The 18,025-nt window shown below is 36.5% G+C and carries 19 protein-coding genes and 1 pseudogene; 6 read left to right on the plus strand and 14 right to left on the minus strand.

All coding sequences use genetic code 11. The features are described 5' to 3' along the window. The first annotated feature begins 45 nt into the window (after window positions 1–45). From V7124_RS03085 to V7124_RS03095, 3 genes are all read left to right on the plus strand, one after another. The gene (locus V7124_RS03085; RefSeq protein WP_335485847.1) at window positions 46–636 is read left to right on the plus strand and encodes a TetR/AcrR family transcriptional regulator; all 591 of its coding nucleotides are present in this window, start codon (window positions 46–48) and stop codon (window positions 634–636) included. Between the two features lie 28 nt (window positions 637–664). Then, window positions 665–823, plus strand: a complete 159-nt coding sequence (locus V7124_RS03090) for an anti-repressor SinI family protein (RefSeq protein WP_335485850.1) — start codon at window positions 665–667, stop codon at window positions 821–823. A gap of 261 nt (window positions 824–1,084) precedes the next feature. After that, entirely contained in the window at window positions 1,085–1,240 is a 156-nt protein-coding gene (locus V7124_RS03095) for a hypothetical protein (protein ID WP_335485854.1), read from the plus strand. A 120-nt stretch (window positions 1,241–1,360) separates the two neighbouring features. Here V7124_RS03095 and V7124_RS03100 read toward each other — a convergent pair whose 3' ends face one another. Then, entirely contained in the window at window positions 1,361–2,224 is an 864-nt protein-coding gene (locus tag V7124_RS03100) for a YitT family protein (protein WP_335485991.1), read from the minus strand. A gap of 209 nt (window positions 2,225–2,433) precedes the next feature. On the opposite strand from V7124_RS03100, the gene V7124_RS03105 reads away from it, so the two are divergent. Further along, window positions 2,434–3,006 (plus strand): cupin domain-containing protein, encoded by a 573-nt coding sequence (locus tag V7124_RS03105; protein ID WP_335485857.1) that lies wholly within the window; start codon window positions 2,434–2,436, stop codon window positions 3,004–3,006. 86 nt (window positions 3,007–3,092) lie between these two features. On the opposite strand, the gene V7124_RS03110 is transcribed toward V7124_RS03105, so the two are convergent. Next, entirely contained in the window at window positions 3,093–4,262 is a 1,170-nt protein-coding gene (locus tag V7124_RS03110) for a DUF4317 domain-containing protein (RefSeq protein WP_335485860.1), read from the minus strand. A 171-nt stretch (window positions 4,263–4,433) separates the two neighbouring features. Here V7124_RS03110 and V7124_RS03115 point away from each other — a divergent pair, with 171 nt between their 5' ends. Continuing rightward, window positions 4,434–4,730, plus strand: coding sequence for an RNA polymerase alpha subunit C-terminal domain-containing protein (locus V7124_RS03115; protein ID WP_335485863.1), 297 nt, complete (start codon window positions 4,434–4,436; stop codon window positions 4,728–4,730). 227 nt (window positions 4,731–4,957) lie between these two features. Here V7124_RS03115 and V7124_RS03120 read toward each other — a convergent pair whose 3' ends face one another. The 5 genes from V7124_RS03120 to V7124_RS03140 form a co-directional block, all read right to left on the minus strand. After that, complete coding sequence (locus V7124_RS03120; RefSeq protein ID WP_335485867.1) at window positions 4,958–5,665, minus strand: GntR family transcriptional regulator; 708 nt, start codon at window positions 5,663–5,665, stop codon at window positions 4,958–4,960. Window positions 5,666–5,760: 95 nt separating this feature from the next. Then, window positions 5,761–7,170, minus strand: a complete 1,410-nt coding sequence (locus V7124_RS03125; protein ID WP_335485869.1) for a GH1 family beta-glucosidase — start codon at window positions 7,168–7,170, stop codon at window positions 5,761–5,763. A gap of 566 nt (window positions 7,171–7,736) precedes the next feature. After that, entirely contained in the window at window positions 7,737–8,261 is a 525-nt protein-coding gene (locus V7124_RS03130) for a CBO0543 family protein (RefSeq protein ID WP_335485872.1), read from the minus strand. Between the two features lie 74 nt (window positions 8,262–8,335). Then, window positions 8,336–8,620 (minus strand): HesB/YadR/YfhF family protein, encoded by a 285-nt coding sequence (locus V7124_RS03135; RefSeq protein WP_335419744.1) that lies wholly within the window; start codon window positions 8,618–8,620, stop codon window positions 8,336–8,338. A gap of 120 nt (window positions 8,621–8,740) precedes the next feature. After that, window positions 8,741–9,829: an MBL fold metallo-hydrolase gene (locus V7124_RS03140; protein WP_335485994.1), complete on the minus strand. Its 1,089-nt coding sequence runs from the start codon at window positions 9,827–9,829 to the stop codon at window positions 8,741–8,743. 258 nt (window positions 9,830–10,087) lie between these two features. Between V7124_RS03140 and V7124_RS03145 the strand changes: the two are divergent. Further along, window positions 10,088–11,347: pseudogene (locus V7124_RS03145) on the plus strand (MFS transporter). A 128-nt stretch (window positions 11,348–11,475) separates the two neighbouring features. Here the strand turns inward: V7124_RS03145 and V7124_RS03150 are convergent. The 7 genes from V7124_RS03150 to V7124_RS03180 form a co-directional block, all read right to left on the minus strand. Next, entirely contained in the window at window positions 11,476–11,769 is a 294-nt protein-coding gene (locus V7124_RS03150) for a hypothetical protein (RefSeq protein WP_335485875.1), read from the minus strand. A 148-nt stretch (window positions 11,770–11,917) separates the two neighbouring features. Beyond that, the gene (locus tag V7124_RS03155) at window positions 11,918–12,448 is read right to left on the minus strand and encodes a GNAT family N-acetyltransferase (RefSeq protein ID WP_335485878.1); all 531 of its coding nucleotides are present in this window, start codon (window positions 12,446–12,448) and stop codon (window positions 11,918–11,920) included. A 17-nt stretch (window positions 12,449–12,465) separates the two neighbouring features. Beyond that, on the minus strand, window positions 12,466–13,029 hold the full coding sequence (locus V7124_RS03160; protein WP_335485881.1) for a TetR/AcrR family transcriptional regulator: 564 nt from the start codon (window positions 13,027–13,029) through the stop codon (window positions 12,466–12,468). Window positions 13,030–13,202: 173 nt separating this feature from the next. Then, the gene (locus V7124_RS03165) at window positions 13,203–14,177 is read right to left on the minus strand and encodes an MBL fold metallo-hydrolase (RefSeq protein WP_335485884.1); all 975 of its coding nucleotides are present in this window, start codon (window positions 14,175–14,177) and stop codon (window positions 13,203–13,205) included. Between the two features lie 75 nt (window positions 14,178–14,252). Beyond that, complete coding sequence (locus tag V7124_RS03170; RefSeq protein WP_335485887.1) at window positions 14,253–15,506, minus strand: MFS transporter; 1,254 nt, start codon at window positions 15,504–15,506, stop codon at window positions 14,253–14,255. 234 nt (window positions 15,507–15,740) lie between these two features. Beyond that, window positions 15,741–16,667, minus strand: coding sequence for an alpha/beta hydrolase (locus tag V7124_RS03175; RefSeq protein WP_335485890.1), 927 nt, complete (start codon window positions 16,665–16,667; stop codon window positions 15,741–15,743). A gap of 110 nt (window positions 16,668–16,777) precedes the next feature. Continuing rightward, window positions 16,778–17,878: an FAD-dependent oxidoreductase gene (locus tag V7124_RS03180; protein ID WP_335485893.1), complete on the minus strand. Its 1,101-nt coding sequence runs from the start codon at window positions 17,876–17,878 to the stop codon at window positions 16,778–16,780. Window positions 17,879–18,025 lie beyond the last annotated feature (147 nt).

An 18,025-nucleotide genomic window follows, 5' to 3' on the forward strand; every position in this document is an offset into this window, starting at 1 on the left:
AATACTCATGAGTAATATAATTACAATCTTGGAGTTGTCATACATATGGGACAAAGGGGAAGAAAAAAGGGAACAAATGGAGAAATCAGAAGGAATCTACTATTACAGATTGCTGCTGAAGAGTTTTCTAAAAATGGATACCATGAAACAAAGATTAGTACCATTGTTCAGAGGGCAAACGTAACCCAACCTTCCTTTTATTTGTATTTTCAAAGTAAAGAGGCCATTTTCCAAGAATTAATAGCTATTTTTCGCGATCAATTAGTCGCATTTGTACAACAAAGCCGCCTAGAAACAGGCATGGAAAAAGGCACAATTGAAAGTGAAATCAAGAAGAAGCTTACTACTATTTTCTCGTTTTTTAAGGAGCAATCCGACTTGACTTGGATTGGTTTCTATATGGCTAAAGAATCGAGTGAAATAAAGAACCAACTAGCTTGTCAAGTCAAAGAAAATTTAAGAAAAGAACAAGAGGATGGTTATTTTAGGGCAGATGTAGATATGGAAATGGTGGCAGATAGTTTAATTGGCATCATAGAACGCCTTACCGAAACAAAATTATTGAAAGGCGTGATCGAACCAGAAGAGCTCGCAAACGAAATAGTACATCTATTATTATATGGAATGATCAGTTAAAGTATTTTGTACTATAAGGGGTATGGGAATGATGGTGATTAGGGGAATGGAAAATAATAAGCTTGACAAGGATTGGATCAATCTCATTTTACAGGCGAAAAAATTGGGATTAACACCAGAAGAAGTGAGAATATTTCTAAGTAGTGCTGGCAAATTGCAAAAATCAAAAAACGTTACTATTTCGTGAAGTAATCATTCGCCATATATTCTTAGCTTAAGATTGGGAGCGTAATAACTTATTTTCAACCTAGTCCATCCCCTTAGCTCTTGTCCATAGCAAATTCACGAAAAAAAATCTAGAATTATTCAACTGATTTAAAGAGGAGAAAAATTTCTCCTCTTTTTTCTGGTTGATAACCAGTAGGGTTCAGTCTGCTAAATAAATAAGTTTTATTGGGAAACAATAATTTCGTGTTGTTTGATTATTAAATTAAAAGAGGTGTCTGAGATGAAAAAAGATACACATTCAAAAGGAGAACCAACGCTTGCTGAAGGGATTGACACAGAGGATATGTTAAATCAAGATGCTACTCAGGAGGAAATAGAGAACGGTGACTCAACCAATGTAACGGTTTTGTCATTAGATGAAAATGATCCGAGCTAAAAAATATGAAATAAATAAATGTCCTTCATTCATCAAATGAAGGACATTTCCTTTGCAGTTTAATTTACTGCTTATACTCCTGAATCACCTTAAAATTGATCAAATGGATTTTACTTAACCTCAATGAACATCATGCTTCTTGAAGTTACCACCCTTAACTTCTGCTACATCATATACGATAACAAAGGCGTTTTCGTCAATTTCTTTAATGATTTCTTTCATTTTGCTATCCTCTAAACGGTTAATCACACAATTGATTTCTTTGAATTTTTCGTTTGAATAGCCTCCTTCAACCACGTTGTACGTCGCCCCACGTCCAAGTTGGTCACGAATCGTCTCTACCATTAGTTCTGGTTCATTTGTAATAATTTTAAAAGTTTTAGAACCACTTAAGCCTTCCTCAACAATATGAATGACCTTAGAGGCAATATAGTAAGCGATTGCCGATAGAATGGCTCCTTGAAAACCGAAGACGGTTGACACGACTATAAAAACGAACATGTTTAAGAATAAAATAAGATCACTTGTTCCAAAAGGTAATTTGCGAGAAAGTAGTACGGCTAACATATCAATTCCATCTAATGCGCCCCCATTTCGTAATGCTAACCCCATTCCAAAGCCAATTATGATACCGCCTACAACCGTTATTAATAATGTATCACCTTGAATAATGGTTGGAATATGGTGCATAAGGCTTGTTCCGATTGCCAATGACGCAATACCTATAACCGAATAAATGGAAAAACTTATACCAATCTGTTTATAACCAAAAAATACAAATGGAATATTTAGCACTGAAATCAAGATTCCTAGAGGCATTCCAAATAATTTTGAACCAACGATACTCAGTCCTGTTACCCCACCGTCTGATACGTTGTTAGGGATTAATACAGCTTCAAGTCCATATGCTGTAATAAATCCCCCAATAATAACCAATAAAGCTCGCATAACCATTTTAAGCTTATTGGGTTTTTGCTTCGTCATCGCACTCAAATCAAATTCCTCATTTCCAATTTTTTCATATACAAAAAGCGCTGCATATTCCGTGTTTTTTGCATAAATGGTGCCTGTCACCGCTATAAAAACAATAGCAAACACTATCTTGTAATGCAAAGCCAAAACTAATAATTTACGGACCTTGCCAAGACATGGTGCATAGTATAATTTTAGAATTTGTGAAGGGAGTGAGAAAAATGTACTATGACCCTAATATGTATCGATACCCACAATCGAATTATCCTGTTGCTCCTATGTATTATCCCAATGTGAATCAGTCCGTTTACTGGACATACCCAAATGATATGGTTCAAGCAAACAGCTATGGCTATGTCAACTTACCGAATAATCAACGAGTTACATTAAATGATTACGGGAAAAAACCATACGTTGTGAATATTAACCAGGCAGCCAAGCAAAACAATAATTATCGGACAGCCATTTGGACAGGAAGACATTTACAGGTAACTTTGATGAGTATTAATGTCGGAGAAGACATCGGGTTAGAAGTTCATCCGACGACAGATCAATTCTTACGCATTGAAGAAGGCCAGGGGATCGTTCGAATGGGCGATAGGAAAGACCGATTAGATTTTGAAGAAAGAGTTTTTGATGATTTTGCGATTATGGTACCTGCTGGAAAATGGCACAATGTAATCAATACTGGAAATAAACCACTTAAACTTTATTCAATTTATGGACCTCCAAATCATCCATTTGGTACTGTTAATAAAACGAAGGCTGAGGAAATGCACCATCGTTCATATTAAAATTGGTTACGACTAAGACACTAAGACATTTAAAACCGACCTTTCTATTGAAAAAGGTCGGTTTTAAATTTAATACGATTGGTTTTTTAGAGTGTATTTGCTTCCAGACGAAATCCTTCAACAACTACTTCTTCATCCACTTCTAACAATAGACATCTTTTTCCTTCATACGTAATATATTTTACATTTTTCAGGTCTTTCGGATTGATTGTAACATCAGCTAGCCTCGTGCTAATTTTTATCGATTTAGGAACTAAATTACTTGCCTTAAATTCGTGAGTTTCATCAGCAATAACACTTTTAAATGCATGTTCAACTTTGGCAGTATCAACATTCTCAACCCCACTTACGGTTAAGATGCGCTCAATGTCCCGATAATCCAACTTAGGGGCTTCGCTTTCTTCTTTGTCTTCACTTTCTTCATACTCCTGAACCACTTTATCAATTTCCTCATAAACGCTTGAAATGACCCTAGAATCCACTTCGTCTCCAATAACTTCCTTTAAAATAAGCTCGAAGCCATCCTTATCTTCCTGGGCAGTAATGATGTCTTCACAATTGAGAACATCCCCGATAAAGGTGAAATCCGGCTGATTTACTTTCCCTGTATAATAGAGAATATGATTTACATCTGCAGCATTATCATTAAAAGCAGGGAACAGAAATCCTGACAGTGGTGACTCTAAATTGATAATTGGATCCACGACGTTGTATGACTTGAATTCCTTTTCGATATAATCAAACAGCAAGGCTCTTTTCGGTTGATCGATTTTATTGAGACTGCATAGGATAAACTCGTTGGAATAAACCTCATCATCCCCGCCTGCTTCAGACTCTGCACTGCGTTTCTTAGTCACCTTTCGATATTCACACCTGATAAACGTTACCACTGTATCAAATTCATAAACCGTATTCGCAAACATTTTCCCGACAATCTCAAGCATGGATTCATTCCAATCATCCGATGTATCTGCTTGTAATCCTTCAAAAAGAATGCTTTGTGCGCTATCTTCCACATCTCGTTGGAATTTCAGTTCAAAAAGTTTGGCATCAAGCGTTCCTGTCAAAACCTTTTTAAAGTTAGCTAAAAACAATTCTTGTGGTTCTTGTTCTAACATTTGAAACGGTTGACTAACTTGATGGTAGATTTCTCCCGATTCTTTCTTTACATAAACATTAAAGATTTCCCTAATTTGCATAAGGTGGTTGTCTACTTTAAATTGTTTTCGAATATTAGCGATATCTTTTTTATTCATTTGTCTCATCTCCCATTCCTGATTATACTGTTCAGGCAAAAAAATAGTAATACTTGATATTATTTTAAAAATAATGGCAGTATGGAAATCGATAGTATTGTATCATTTTTATTTGTAAGGAAAAACCGTTATGATAGAGCTATCAATCGCGGAAAGTAAGGAGAAATTCATATGGCATCTGCAAATAAAACCTTAAGGACCTGTAGAAAAGGTCACCAATTCTATAAGAGTAGTGACTGTCCAACCTGCCCGATTTGTGAGCAAGAACGAAAACCCGAGAGCGGATTTCTAGCAACACTCGTTAACCCAGCTAGACGAGCATTGGAAAACCAAGGAATCACTACTATAGAAGAACTCTCAAACTATAGTGAAAAAGAAATTTTAACATTTCACGGAATGGGACCAGCTTCATTACCCAAACTAAGGACAGCTTTGGAAACTAGTGGGTTATCATTTAGAGAAAAATAGGAGCGATACTTTAGAAAAGTATCGCTCCTTCGTATTTTATTTAGGCTCTTTTCTTAAACTTTGTTGCTTTTTATAACAAAAATAAATATTTATACTGTATTTTTGTAGAAAATGGCGAAAATTTAATAAGAAAAGAGCATATGAACTTTAATCAAAGGGGAAAAATAGCTTTTTCCGCGTTAAAATCGGCTTTAAGATTTTAACAACAATCGTTACGAAAACAGCCTTTATTTAAAATTTATTCTGTTTAAAATTTTTGCTTTTTGATAATGAAAGATGGATTTTGACCATTCAAAGATAGTTCCATTTGCTAAGCATACAGTGTTTTCGATAATTAGTGCGGGATCTTGCGGACTTATTTGCAGCAAGCTCGCAGTTGCTTCATCAATTTTTTCACAGTTAATGACTTTGTCAGCAAAACCAATGTTTAATTTCAAGTCATCGATCAGGTATCTATAAATAGAACTTGTTGCAATATCTGAATTTAAATAAGGAACAATATCTTTTTTAAAATAACTAATTTCAATGGAAAAGGGTTCTTGATCGACAATTCGCAGCCGTTTAACATAATAAAGTTTTGCTCCTACTTCACAACTTAATTGCGTTGCTTTTTCTTTATCCGCTTCAATTATCTGTAATGAGAGAATTTTCGTATCAATCCTTTTCGAAGACAAATCTTTTGTTAATCCTCTAAGACTGCCTAAATTGATATAATCTGTAACCGATTTTTCTCGTAAAAACATGCCGCTGCCTTGCACTTGATAGATATAGCCGCGATTGACAAGTTGAGTAATAGCTTTTCGAATCGTATTTCGGCTTACTTCGAACTTTTTAATTAGCTCGTCTTCCGTCGGCAGCTTTTTCGTTTTATCAAATAATCCATCTCGAACTTCCTGTTCTATACGATCAGCTATTTCTTTATATTTTACAGCCACCATCTAATCTCCCTATCATACGATTTCTTAGCATCCATTAACACATGGAGTGACCGTGAACCCTTCCATTTTGCTTTTGGTCACTCTATCTAATACTACAGCTCTTCCCCTCTCGTCTCGATGATATGCTTATACCAATGAAACGACAGCTTTTTCTTACGATTTAAATGGTCGTTGTGATCCACAAAAATGAATCCGTATTGCTTTTTATACCCGTTTAGCCAGCTTAAGAGGTCAATAACGGACCAAGCATAATAGCCTTTTAAATGAATACCTTCACTAATTGCCTTCTTAATAACTTTTAAATGTTCCTCAATGTATTTAATACGAGGAACATCGACTATTTCGCCATCAATGATTGGGTCTTCATCACCAAGCCCATTTTCAGTTACATACATTTTTACATCACCGTATCGTTCTTTTAACATATGCAGGCCGTCTAAAAATCCCTGAGGTGAGATTTCCCAGCCCCATTTCGTATAGGTTTTATCTTCCATTTTTACGGTTCGATAATAGCCATCAAATGATGGATTCCCTGGAGCTAAAGTAGATGTTTCTCTAGAATGTTCCATCGTCGAAACAGCCTCATGGTTTTTTTCTACACGAATTGGCTGATAATAATTAAGTCCAATAAAATCATTTTTTACCGCATTTCTTTTTAACGTATCCAGTTCTTCATCCGTCCAACTTGGAGTCCAGCCCTTTTCCTTTAGTTGCTCCACTACATATGACGGATATTCCCCTTTCAAAATAGGGTCATAATACCAAAACGTTTCGTACTCATTGGCATGTCTGGCAGCTAATAGATTCTCCGCCTTATCATCTACGCTATAGGCTGGGAGGAAAACATGGGTAATCCCAATTTCTCCGTAATGTTTTAGTGACTTATAGACTTCAACAGCTTTTGCATGTGCATAAAACACGTAATGTGTCGCTTGAAAGTATTTTTTCTCATCGTTTTGAATTCCTGGCGGATGTGCACCTTTTAAATAGCCTAGGCCTGTAAACATAACGGTTTCATTAAAGGTAATCCAATGTTTAACGCGGTCTCCGAACGACCTAAAACAAATTTCAGCATATTTGACGAAGGCTTTGGCTGTTCGCTTATTCGTCCATCCTCCATCTTCTTCAAGTGGAAGAGGTAAATCCCAATGATACAGCGTTACAAATGGAACAATCCCATATTTTAAACATTCATCAATAACATTATTATAAAATTCCAAGCCTTTTTCGTTAACTTCGCCGTCGCCGGTTGGCAAAATTCGTGCCCACGAGACTGAAAACCGGTAGGACTCCAGTCCCATCTCCGCCATTAATTTAATGTCCTCTTTGTAGCGATGATAATGATCGATGGCTACATCACCATTTGTGCCCATATAGGTTTTCCCCGGGATCTTTGAAAAAACATCCCAATTCGTAACCCCTTTACCATCTTCTTTCCAAGCACCTTCTATTTGATAAGAAGCAGAAGCTGCTCCGAATAAAAAATCATGTGGAAACTTCATTTTTAACCCTCCATCATTTGATGCAATTCGAAAAGTCATTCCTATATATAATATTTATAGGTATAAATCCAATAATTATTATACACATCATTTTCTAATGAGACTATAAAAAGTTGTTATCATTAGCCTGCCCTTTTACTTGTTATCCAATTTCAAATATGTAGGGTTGAATGAGCCTCACGCACCTAAAAAAAAGACCGTCTAATTTTTTAGACAGTCTTTTCTCATTTAATACGCTACGTCAACCAAATGTAAATGCCCAATGATACTAAAGCTAAGAAAATAATTACTACGTATATTACTGTTAAGTTAGTAGTATTTCTTTTGGTTGAACCGGTGTAGTTTTCATCAGGTTTCCTTGTTAGGAACAAAGTCGAAACCGCAGAAAAAATTAATATTAAAATGACCAACCCAATTAAGATTTCCATGTTGCACCTCGTTATAATTTCCGTTAAATTCTCTATCTCAATAGAAATTCTTCATAGTTATATCATAGCGCAACTAGAATCATTTTGACCATCCATTTAACTCATCTCAATCAATATCCTATTTTTTTAACCTAAAATCTATTTCATCTTATCAAGTGGTATAGGGAACATCCACAATAAATAGAGAATCCAAATAAAAGATAGACACCACGCTATAAGTGGGTTTTTATAATGAATCTTTAACATTGAAAACATAACAATATTAAATAAGATTGACCACATCATGTTCCATCCATTATGATGTCTGATTAAATGCAAATAGTGGAGATTTATATATTCCAAAATGGAATATAGAAATACCCAAAAAGACACCCACAATCCTTGTTTTAGTCTTGTTTTTGGAAAGCGCCCTAAGTAAAGGAGTATCGTTGATGGGTAACCAATAAACATGATCATAACATTAATGATTGTGTGATTTCGTAATAGGTTTTCAAAAACGATTGTTTCTTTATAAGTCCATAACCAATGATTATAAAGTAAAAAATTCTTTAAAAGATCGCCAACAATAAAGAATAAGATGGTGGGATAATAATCCCGCCATCTTTGCCAGTCGCCCCATTTAATAGCCGCTAAGAGGAAAAGTAAGACATATATGAAGAGCATGGTTTACACTCCCATTTTTCTTTTATCCTATTTTGCTTTGTTTCTCCTCTTTTAATGTCTTTTAATGCACAAACCTATGTAAAAACATAATCTACATCGTTGTTTTTCAGCACTACTGCTAAATCATAATTCTCTAAAAACCATGCATCTCGGTCATCAAAGTAAAAGGTAAGCCCTTCTACTTCATCTTTAATTGCGATCGTACCTTCTTTTCCAAGGGATAACCCTAAAAAATAGGATGGATGCGGAGTAGGGATACCGCCATAAATTTTCACAACAAACTGAACATAATCACCTGATTGTAAATCCATTTCAGACTTAAACCAAGCCGCAGCCTCCTTCGTAACTTCCAATTTCATATGGACACCTCTTTTTTTACAAAATAAATTCCTTACCCTTTCGTACCACTAAAGTTTTCCGTAAATAATCATTTCACATACAACACTTCATATAAATAGGGTACGAGGTTAGTGTACCCGTTATTTCCACCAAGGTACAGGAATTGGTTTCATTGCGTCTAAAAGGACCGTTTCACCGATTTTAGGAGCAATTAAGCTTACGTCTTGTTCCTTAGCCGCCATTACTGCTCGTTCGACTGGGTCGGTCCAGGAATGATACGCCAGTGTAAAAGCACCCCAATGAATCAGCATCATGTTTTTACCTTTAACATCGAGGTGTGCTTGGACAGATTCTTCTGGTTTCATATGGATAGGTGCCCAACGCTTATCGTATTGGCCACCTTCTATTAACGTAAGATCGAAAGGACCATATTTTTCCCCGATCTCGTTAAAGTGTGGACCATACCCACCATCGCCACTCGTATATAACCTGTACTTTTTTCCAAGAATCACCCAGCCCGTCCAAAGCGTAGTGTCTCGATTGAACATTCCTCTACCAGAAAAATGCTGACTTGGAACCGATGCAATCTTTAACCCACCCCACTCGATTTCATCCCACCAATTTAATTCAGTGATTTTCTCGGCAGCTACACCCCACCTCTGTAAATGGGCACCTACTCCAATTGGGACAAAGAAATGACCGACTTTGTCTTTTAATCTTAGCATAGACGAATAGTCTAAATGATCATAGTGGTCATGTGTAATGAAAACCGCATCGATGAGCGGCAGCTCCTCAATTACATATAACAAATCTTCACTATACCGCTTGCTGCCTATAAGGGAAACTGGTGATGGAGACGGACCAAACATCGGATCAATTAACATTTTTTTATGGTCTAAATTTAGTAAGAAGGTTGAATGCCCAAACCAAGTCAAACTGTCATTCTTACTTCGCATCGTGTTCCAATCGAATGAAATAGGAATCGGGCTTTTTGGTTTACGGTCTTTCTTTCCTATAAGAGAGTCCTTTACTAATGAAATAATCGTAGAAAAACTCATCTTCATCTCTGTCGGGCTTTGATTAACAAATTTCCCATTGGTAAAATTTACGAATTTACTAAAGGTCTCTCGATCATTTTTACTTGGGGTAACTCCAAACGTTGGATGCAAGCTAACAAATAGAATGCTGGCAATCACTATTACAGCCAGAATAACAAGTACATATAACATGGTGTTTCCGTTTCTCCCTTCAAGTAAATAAGGGGAATTCCCCTTCGCCTTTCTATCATATAGGAAGGCGTGGATTTCTGTAAATTTTTTGGCCAATCCAAAATTACATCAATGAAATTGGACGAGCAAACAACCCTTACTAAACAAGAGAAGGTTGATGATTTGATGAAAAAAAAATCCGTTCAAAAAGTGGTGGTAGTAAATTTAAAAAGAAATAACTCATATATATAAGGTAAACGCCTACAGGAGTAAAATTCAATGGACAATCAAAAAAGTAGATTTAGATGGGTTGTATTTGCATCAGTCTTGTTTACCTATTTATTCATATCCAGTCAGCGAACTGCTCCGGGTTTGATTACTGACCAAGTGATGAGTGATTTTCATGTAACTGCCACAACGATTGGATTGCTAACAAGTATCCAATTTTTTGTGTACACTGGCTTACAAATTCCGATGGGGATTTTGGCTGATCGTTTTGGTCCTAATTTTTTTCTTATTATGGGCGCCTTTCTAACAGGTTTAGGGACCATGATTTACAGTATTGGCACTCATGAATTTATCCTCTTTTTTGCTAGAATCATGACAGGGTTTGGCGATGCAGTAATATGGGTTAATTTGGTATTAATTTTGGGACAGTGGTTTAGTGCCAAAGAATTTACTCGATTAATCGGGGTCACAGCGATGACGGGAAGCCTTGGTTTTCTTGTGGCGACAGTCCCTTTTTCCTTATGGATTGACTTACTTGGATGGAGAGCAGCATTCTTTTCAATGGGATTATTATTATGTATATGTGGAATAGTCCTTTATTTCGTCCTTGTCAAAAAACCAAAACAAACGATCTTTTTAAAAAATGAAAAACAGCGTGAAAAAACGTTGGTTTTACTTCAAAGAATTGTTTCAAATCGGCAAGCCTGGGCTTTATTCTTGTGTCACTTTGGCATTGTTGGAACGTATGTAGGGTTTATTGGTTCGTGGGCAGTGCCCTATGGGATGACGATGTATGGAATGACTCGGTCGGATACGAGTCAACTCATTCTGCTGGGTCTAATCGGAGCCCTGATTGGTGCTCCTTTATCTAGTTGGATTTCAAGTCAGTTAGAAATGATTAAACGACCCTATCTGGTTGTCCATATCATTCTACTAGTGTGCTGGACTGCCTTCCTTTTATTTAGTGGCAACCCTCCATTCTACTGGCTACTTATACTCTTCTTTATTATTGGCCTAGCATACGGGGCCAATGCCTTAACCTTCGCATCGGTCCGTCAATCCTTTCCAATCAACGAAGCTGGCATCGCCTCTGGGTTTGCGAATACAGGGGGATTTCTAAGCGCCGTTTTCCTGCCAAGTATATTTGGAAAGATATTGGATCATTTTCAAACAACTACAGGCAGCATCATTGATGGATACTAATACGGTTTCATTACTCCAGTAATCTTCTCCGCCATTGGTTTAATAGGAGTAATGTTAATGAAGGAAAAGGCTTTGGATGTAGGGCGTAAAACCTATATTGTTAAATAAATTAGATGAACACATAAATGGGTGAAATTGTAGCAGGTTGTCATTCAACCTCCTACAATTTCACCCAACTCTTCAAAAATATGCCACCAAACTTCTGTCCACTCAATCTTCCCTTATATTAAAAAATATTAATGCTTGTTTTTTTCCCTAATATTGTAATAAAGAGCAACAACAATCTCAACATTGTTATCTATGAAATTCAGACGTTCTCTTGAAACTCTTGCCCACTCATCAGAAAAATGGATGGCTGATAGGATGTGTTTAAGATTAAAAGAATACCTTTCATGAAGTTGAGAAATAACATGACTCACTCCGGCAATTATTCCCGCTTTTTCTAAAATATCTTGAATATCATTAACCAACCAATCAGGAGCAACCTCGACCGATTTTTTTAGTAATACTTCATATTCTTTATTTAGCATTATTTTTTCCTCCAAATTTATTTATTCCTTTGTTAAATTAGGAAACCAATACGGATACAAACGATATATTCAGTATTGGTCTTCCTCTCTATCATCATACAAATTCTTCTAAAAATAGGGTACATTTGCACCCACTCATTAACATGATTTAACTATCTATTAAATATTTCTCCATGCGGATATCCTTCCACATTTTATCCTGCCAAAAGGTGAAATTCTCAATCCGACCGATTTCCTTGTAGCCAAGTTTTCGATAGAGATTTTGTGCCTGTATGTTAAATTCAAAAACGCCCAATTCAACACGATATAATCCCTGTTTCTTAATTTCCTCTTCAAGGTATTGGATAGCTTTATAGCCGATCCCTTTCCCCCTGCCTTGGGGCTCGCCAATGGTAATGCCTATCCAGGCGGTTCCTGATTCTTTTTTGTAGAGATGGCTCGGGTCTACCATATAGTTCATTTCGCCGATTAATTGGTCATCCAGATAGATTAAATATATTTGAGTGTATTTTAAGCGTTGTGTTAATTTATCCAGTGTGAGAATTTCCTGGCGTTCTAATTCTAATTGATTTTGGTTAGGACGTGTCAAGGGAATTAATTCAGGATTATTTTCCCAGCGATTAAACACATCAACATGGGTCAGTTCAGGATTTGTTAATTTTTCAAAAGATACATCCACAGGGCATTCCCCACCTATCATTCATTTCTATTTACTAGAGTTGGTAATAACTGCAAAACAGGTTTTAGTAGTTCACTTGATTGTTGTGATTGACAAAGAATGATCCCACCTTCGATAGAAGCTGAAATCATCACAGCAATGGAGCCTGCAGTTTCCTTTGAAAACCCATCTGACATTAACTTGTTTGAATAAATCCCTTGCATTTTTTTGTATAGATCCGAACAGGCATTTCGAACTGGTTCACTGAGTAATGCCATTTCGCTAATGATACTAGTATAAGTGTAGGCAGAAATTGTTCCTTCCGATTCAAAATTAGCAATTAGCTTTTCTATCATCGCAACTATTGCGTCTTTCGTTGTAGGAAATTTATCAAATATATCCTCGATATCATTCGTCATTCCTTCACTCATTGACTGAAGGCAGGCAATGAGTAATTCTTCTTTTCCATTAGGAAAATGATGATAAAGGGAACCCTTTGAAAATTTGCCTGCTTTTAAGATTTCGGTTAAACCTACACCTATATATCCTTTTTGTTGAAAAAGGTTTTTTGCAATGTCAATCATCATCGATTTTGTATCCATTTTCGAGCTCCTCCATCCAGTTGCACACCGTGAAAGTATATTAGTCCACCCTGTCAATTCTACTACTAGAATAAATAATGTTCCTGGTAAAGTCCATCCTATTCATGCATTGTTTGATAAAAGTTTATTTTACAAACACTTTTACTGCAAAAAAGGAGCTGATGATATTATCATCAACTCCCCTCATGGCAATAATAATGCCAAATTCCTTTTTTCATTTCCTTACTAATTTTCCCTTGTATTTCAAGATAGTCAAGATATCCAATAATCTTAGACATCGTATTGAAAAACTGCTTTTCATACTTTTCTTTATATAGGAATTGGGCAATTCCACTTGCAGTAGAATGACCTGATTTAATAAAATTTATGTATTTGCTGGCATTTTCCTCTATTTCTTTTATTCTCTCATTTATTAAATCTGCAGGATTTTCGATCAAATTACCGTGGCCAGACAAAACCAGCTCTACATCAAGAGATAAACATTTCTCTAGTGACATCTTTTGTTGTACCAAGGATTGCGTACGGGTCCCATCAAAATTCGGTTCAACCATGGCACTGCTTGGTACGTGTTGAAATAATAAATCACCAGCAAATATCCATTTACACTCTTTATGATAAAAAGCAACTTGGTCAGGAGCGTGCCCTGGAATTTCAACTATATCAAAACCCAAAATGCCGTTATTGGTAATTTCTTCTATTTCACAATGAATATTTTTATTCTCACTAAGAATGATAGGATTACGATGATCGGATACTTGTTTATCACCAAACTCCCCACATCCCATCTCTTGATATAGCTTTTTAAAAAAATCTACCCTCATATTCATATAATGGGGGTCTCTTTTCAGGACAAGTTTGGCATAAGGGTGGGCATAGACGGGAATAGAATGGGTAGAAACAATACGGTTGACTAAGCCAATATGGTCTATATGGTTATGAGTGAGTAATATTCCTGTGATATCTGATAGTATGTAATCATATTTTTTAAGAGTCATTTGCAATGCATTCCAGCAATTATCATTGTTCAATCCGGCGTCAATTAACGTTAAGGAGTCCCCTTGTTTAACTAGGAAAAAGTTAATACTTTTCAATTTATTCGTAGTAGGAACAATAATCGGATATACCTCCATATGGTTCTTTTTTAACATCATCTTTCACCCCTCTAAAATAAATCATAACTTAGCCCACTTCTTTCGTGAAGATGCGGGCTAAGGGTTTTCCTATTAAGCTTTTAAATCAGATTTGATATCATACTCTCTAGCGATTTGAACTTTAGCGGGTGCTGTTTCTTTAAAGAAGAATGTGAATAGGAACGCAAGCGTACCCGCAGCAGCGGCAACATATAATGGTGTCTGAATACCATACATGTCTGCTAAAGCACCATTCACCATTGGATTTAAGAATCCGCCAATTAACTCACCTATACCAATTGTTAAACCGATTGCAAGACCTGAGTATTGTAATGGAACAGACTCAACTGGAATAACTGACATTGACATACCAATTACACCTGAACCAGCGGAACCAATGAATAACAGAAGCATCATTAATGGTATAGAATCCACTAAAACGATAGATAGTGGAATGAGAATTAACAAAAACCCAGATACTAAAGAAGCTGGTTTACGTCCAGTACGCTCGGAAAGCGTTGGAATTAAGAAACCGAAGATGGCATATCCAACCCCGAAGGAAGCCATGACGAAACTCATTGTTGTTTCAGATAACCCTTTTGCTTGTACCAAATAAGTTGGTCCAAAAATCTGAAATGCCATAAGTGTTGTCATAACTAAGCTGAAAACAACAATGGATAACCAAATATTACGGTGTTTCAGAACATCCTTCACTTTAATTTTTTCTGTCGATTTTGTCGCATGCATCGCATGGAATTTCACTGAATCCGGATTTTTAACGGATTTCAAGATGACAAAACTTAAAATAATCCCTGGAATAATCGTTAAATAAAATGCCGTATGCCAATCAAAATTTGTTGCTAACGCAACGATTACGACAGGCGCTAAAATGCTGCCGAATAAAGCATTACTTGTGTTCATGGTAAAGCCTAAGTTAAATCCTTTACGACGCTCTGACGATTCCATTGCTAAAATCGATTGTGTTTGCGGAATCAGTGGACCTTCTACAATACCCATTAATAGACGTAGTACAAATAACATAGCAAATGATTGGGCTAAACCGTGCATTAAAGAAATAACGGAAAATGCCAATACTAAAATGGCCAACATGGATTTCTTACTCTTAACTCTATCGGAGATAAATCCGCCTAATGGTCCAGATATTGACCAAGTTAATGCTAGAGCTGCTCCTAGTAATCCTAATTGAGTATAGTTTAGTCCTAGATCTACTGAGATCATGGGGAATAGGTAGTTAATCGCTAAACGATCAAAGAATACAAATCCGATTGTGAAGAAGACAATTACTACTAACTTATTTTCATACGTCCAAAACTTTTTCTTTTCCATAAAATAAAACACCCTTCCATAAACACATATTTTTATAGTTTCTAAGGTTTTGAATATTGAGAATATTTTAAAGGGCTTTTATCCTTTTTTCATGATGTAACAATACTAGTGATGCTCCGGTTTAAAATACCAGTTGTAAAGAATTACACGCAAATGGAAGTGATCTAACCTAATGTGTTTGGTTCTAACACGATGATCACTTCCATTTAAAAAATCTGAACCTATCACTATTCTTTACTTAGAGTTTAAAAATTCCCCTGTACGTTTATAAACATCTTTATATTCATCAAGATGTGTGAATTTGCCTAAAAAGCCATGTGTCACGCCTTCATATCTTTTTAATTCTACGGGTACACCACACTTTTTTAAGTTCCCTGCAAATAGTTCCCCTTCATCTCGAAATGGATCATATTCTGCAGTGATGACAAGTGCTGTTGGAAGATTTTCCAAGTTTTCTTCTCGAATTGGTGAAACTAGTGGATTATCGGTATCCACATCCCCTATTAAATAGAAAGAGTTAATTTCAGCTAATTGATCGCTCTCTACAAAATAGCCCTTTCCATTTTCTACTAATGATGGATATCGGAATTCACTAAAGTCAAGATCAAGGGATGGATAGAATAGAACTTGCTTCGTAATGGTAAATTCCTGTTTGTCACGGGCCATTAGGGAAACGGCTGCAACTAGGTTACCGCCAGAACTGTCCCCTGCGACTGCGAGGTTCTCGCCATCCCATTTTAATTCATCCTTATGATCAGCTGCCCATTTTGTTAGGTGATAGCAATCTACTAATGCTGCTGGAAATGGGTGTTCAGGAGCAAGACGGTAACCAACCGAAATAACTTTATAACCTGATTCCATGCAAATTGGGCGAACGACCTCATCATGACTTTCTAAATTTCCAGACATAAATGCACCGCCATGGAAATACATGAGGATGGGATAAGAATCTGCTTCCTTAGGTGTATATATTCTTACTGAAATATCTGCTTCTATCGTCGGAATGGTTCTTTCTTCAACTGCATAAACTTGCACACGCTGTTCCACCGGTAAAATCGGTGCGTCGAACATTTTTCTATGTTCCTCTGGAATGATTTTTGGCTTTGTATCGGTTGTTGGAATGAAATCTAATATTTTCTTAATCTCTGGATGTACAGGCATTTGCGAAACCTCCCATATTTCAATCCATCACTTATTTGATAAAACAAGTGATGGATTATTGAATATTCCTATCATGGTTAATATTCTGAAATCTAGTATTAATAAAATCCTTATTCAGCAGAATTTTCAAAGAATTCTTTTTCAGGGAAAAAGGTATCTTCTTTATCATTATGGAACTGACGAGATAAATTCTGAAATAAATGGCAAACTGGTTTTCTGAGATTCTCATACTTTTGTAAAGCATCTGCAACGTTATCGGCTTCTTGTAAACATTCAGCTAATACACCTGCATCTTGAATAGCCATATTTGCACCTTGACCTTGGTTATGAAGCATCGAATGGGCAGCATCCCCTAGCAGAGTGATGCATTCATTGCTCCACTGTTGGACTGGATCGATATCATATAGGGCGCGAACATCCCAATGATTAACATTTTCCGCTATCTTTTGGAAATCAGGATGGAAATTCTTTAATTCATTGAGCATGTCTTCTTTCGGCACTTTTGGTCTACCAGTTCGGTCATCGTGTGGAACGGTAATATCAACGGAAACTTGATTCCGATATTTTAATGGCAGTAGATATAAATTGACTTTATCATTCGCAACAATTCGGAGTGTGTCACCCGTCGCCAACCCATATGTTTCATCCACATTAACAAGAGCACGATAGGCATGATAGTGGTGGAAAACAGGCTCAGCTTGACTGAAAAATAAATTCCTTGTAAGCGAACGAATACCATCTGCAGCTACGACCAAATCGGCTTCCACTTTGACACCATTTTCAAACTCAATCTCTGCATAATTTCCATGGCGAACGATGTTTTTACATTTGTGATTCAAATGGAGGAACTCCGATGGAATGGCATTAATCAACGTATCGAGACAGTCTGCGCGATGAATTAATCTAGCCCATTTTTCGTTCGGGTCCTCTGTTAATGCTGGCCATTGTTCCTTAAGCAACACTTCCGCTTGATCAGAAAGAATTTCTATTTGGAGGCTTTTATGGGTTACTCTTTCAATTTCTTCTTGAAGCCCCCATTTCGTGATGTAATGGATGGATGGTGGACGTAAACCGATACCTGCACCTACCTCTGTTATTGCTGCCGCTTGCTCATAGACGTCGACATTAAATCCTGCATGGCGTAAAGCTACCGCCGCTGACGCTCCACCAATACCTGCACCGAGAATAGCAATTCTTACATTTGATTTCATAAATTTTTCCCTCCTAAGATATTATTTTAATTAATTGATAACCTATTTGTTTTTTCAATGACCGAAACAACCATACAGTGTTGCCAACATGTTAATGCAGAAAATTTAATCGCTTTCATTTTGAAAGCCTGTGTTAAACTGGGCTGT

This window comes from Neobacillus niacini (genome assembly GCF_036961885.1).
Lineage (GTDB): Bacteria > Bacillota > Bacilli > Bacillales > Cytobacillaceae > Neobacillus > Neobacillus niacini_H.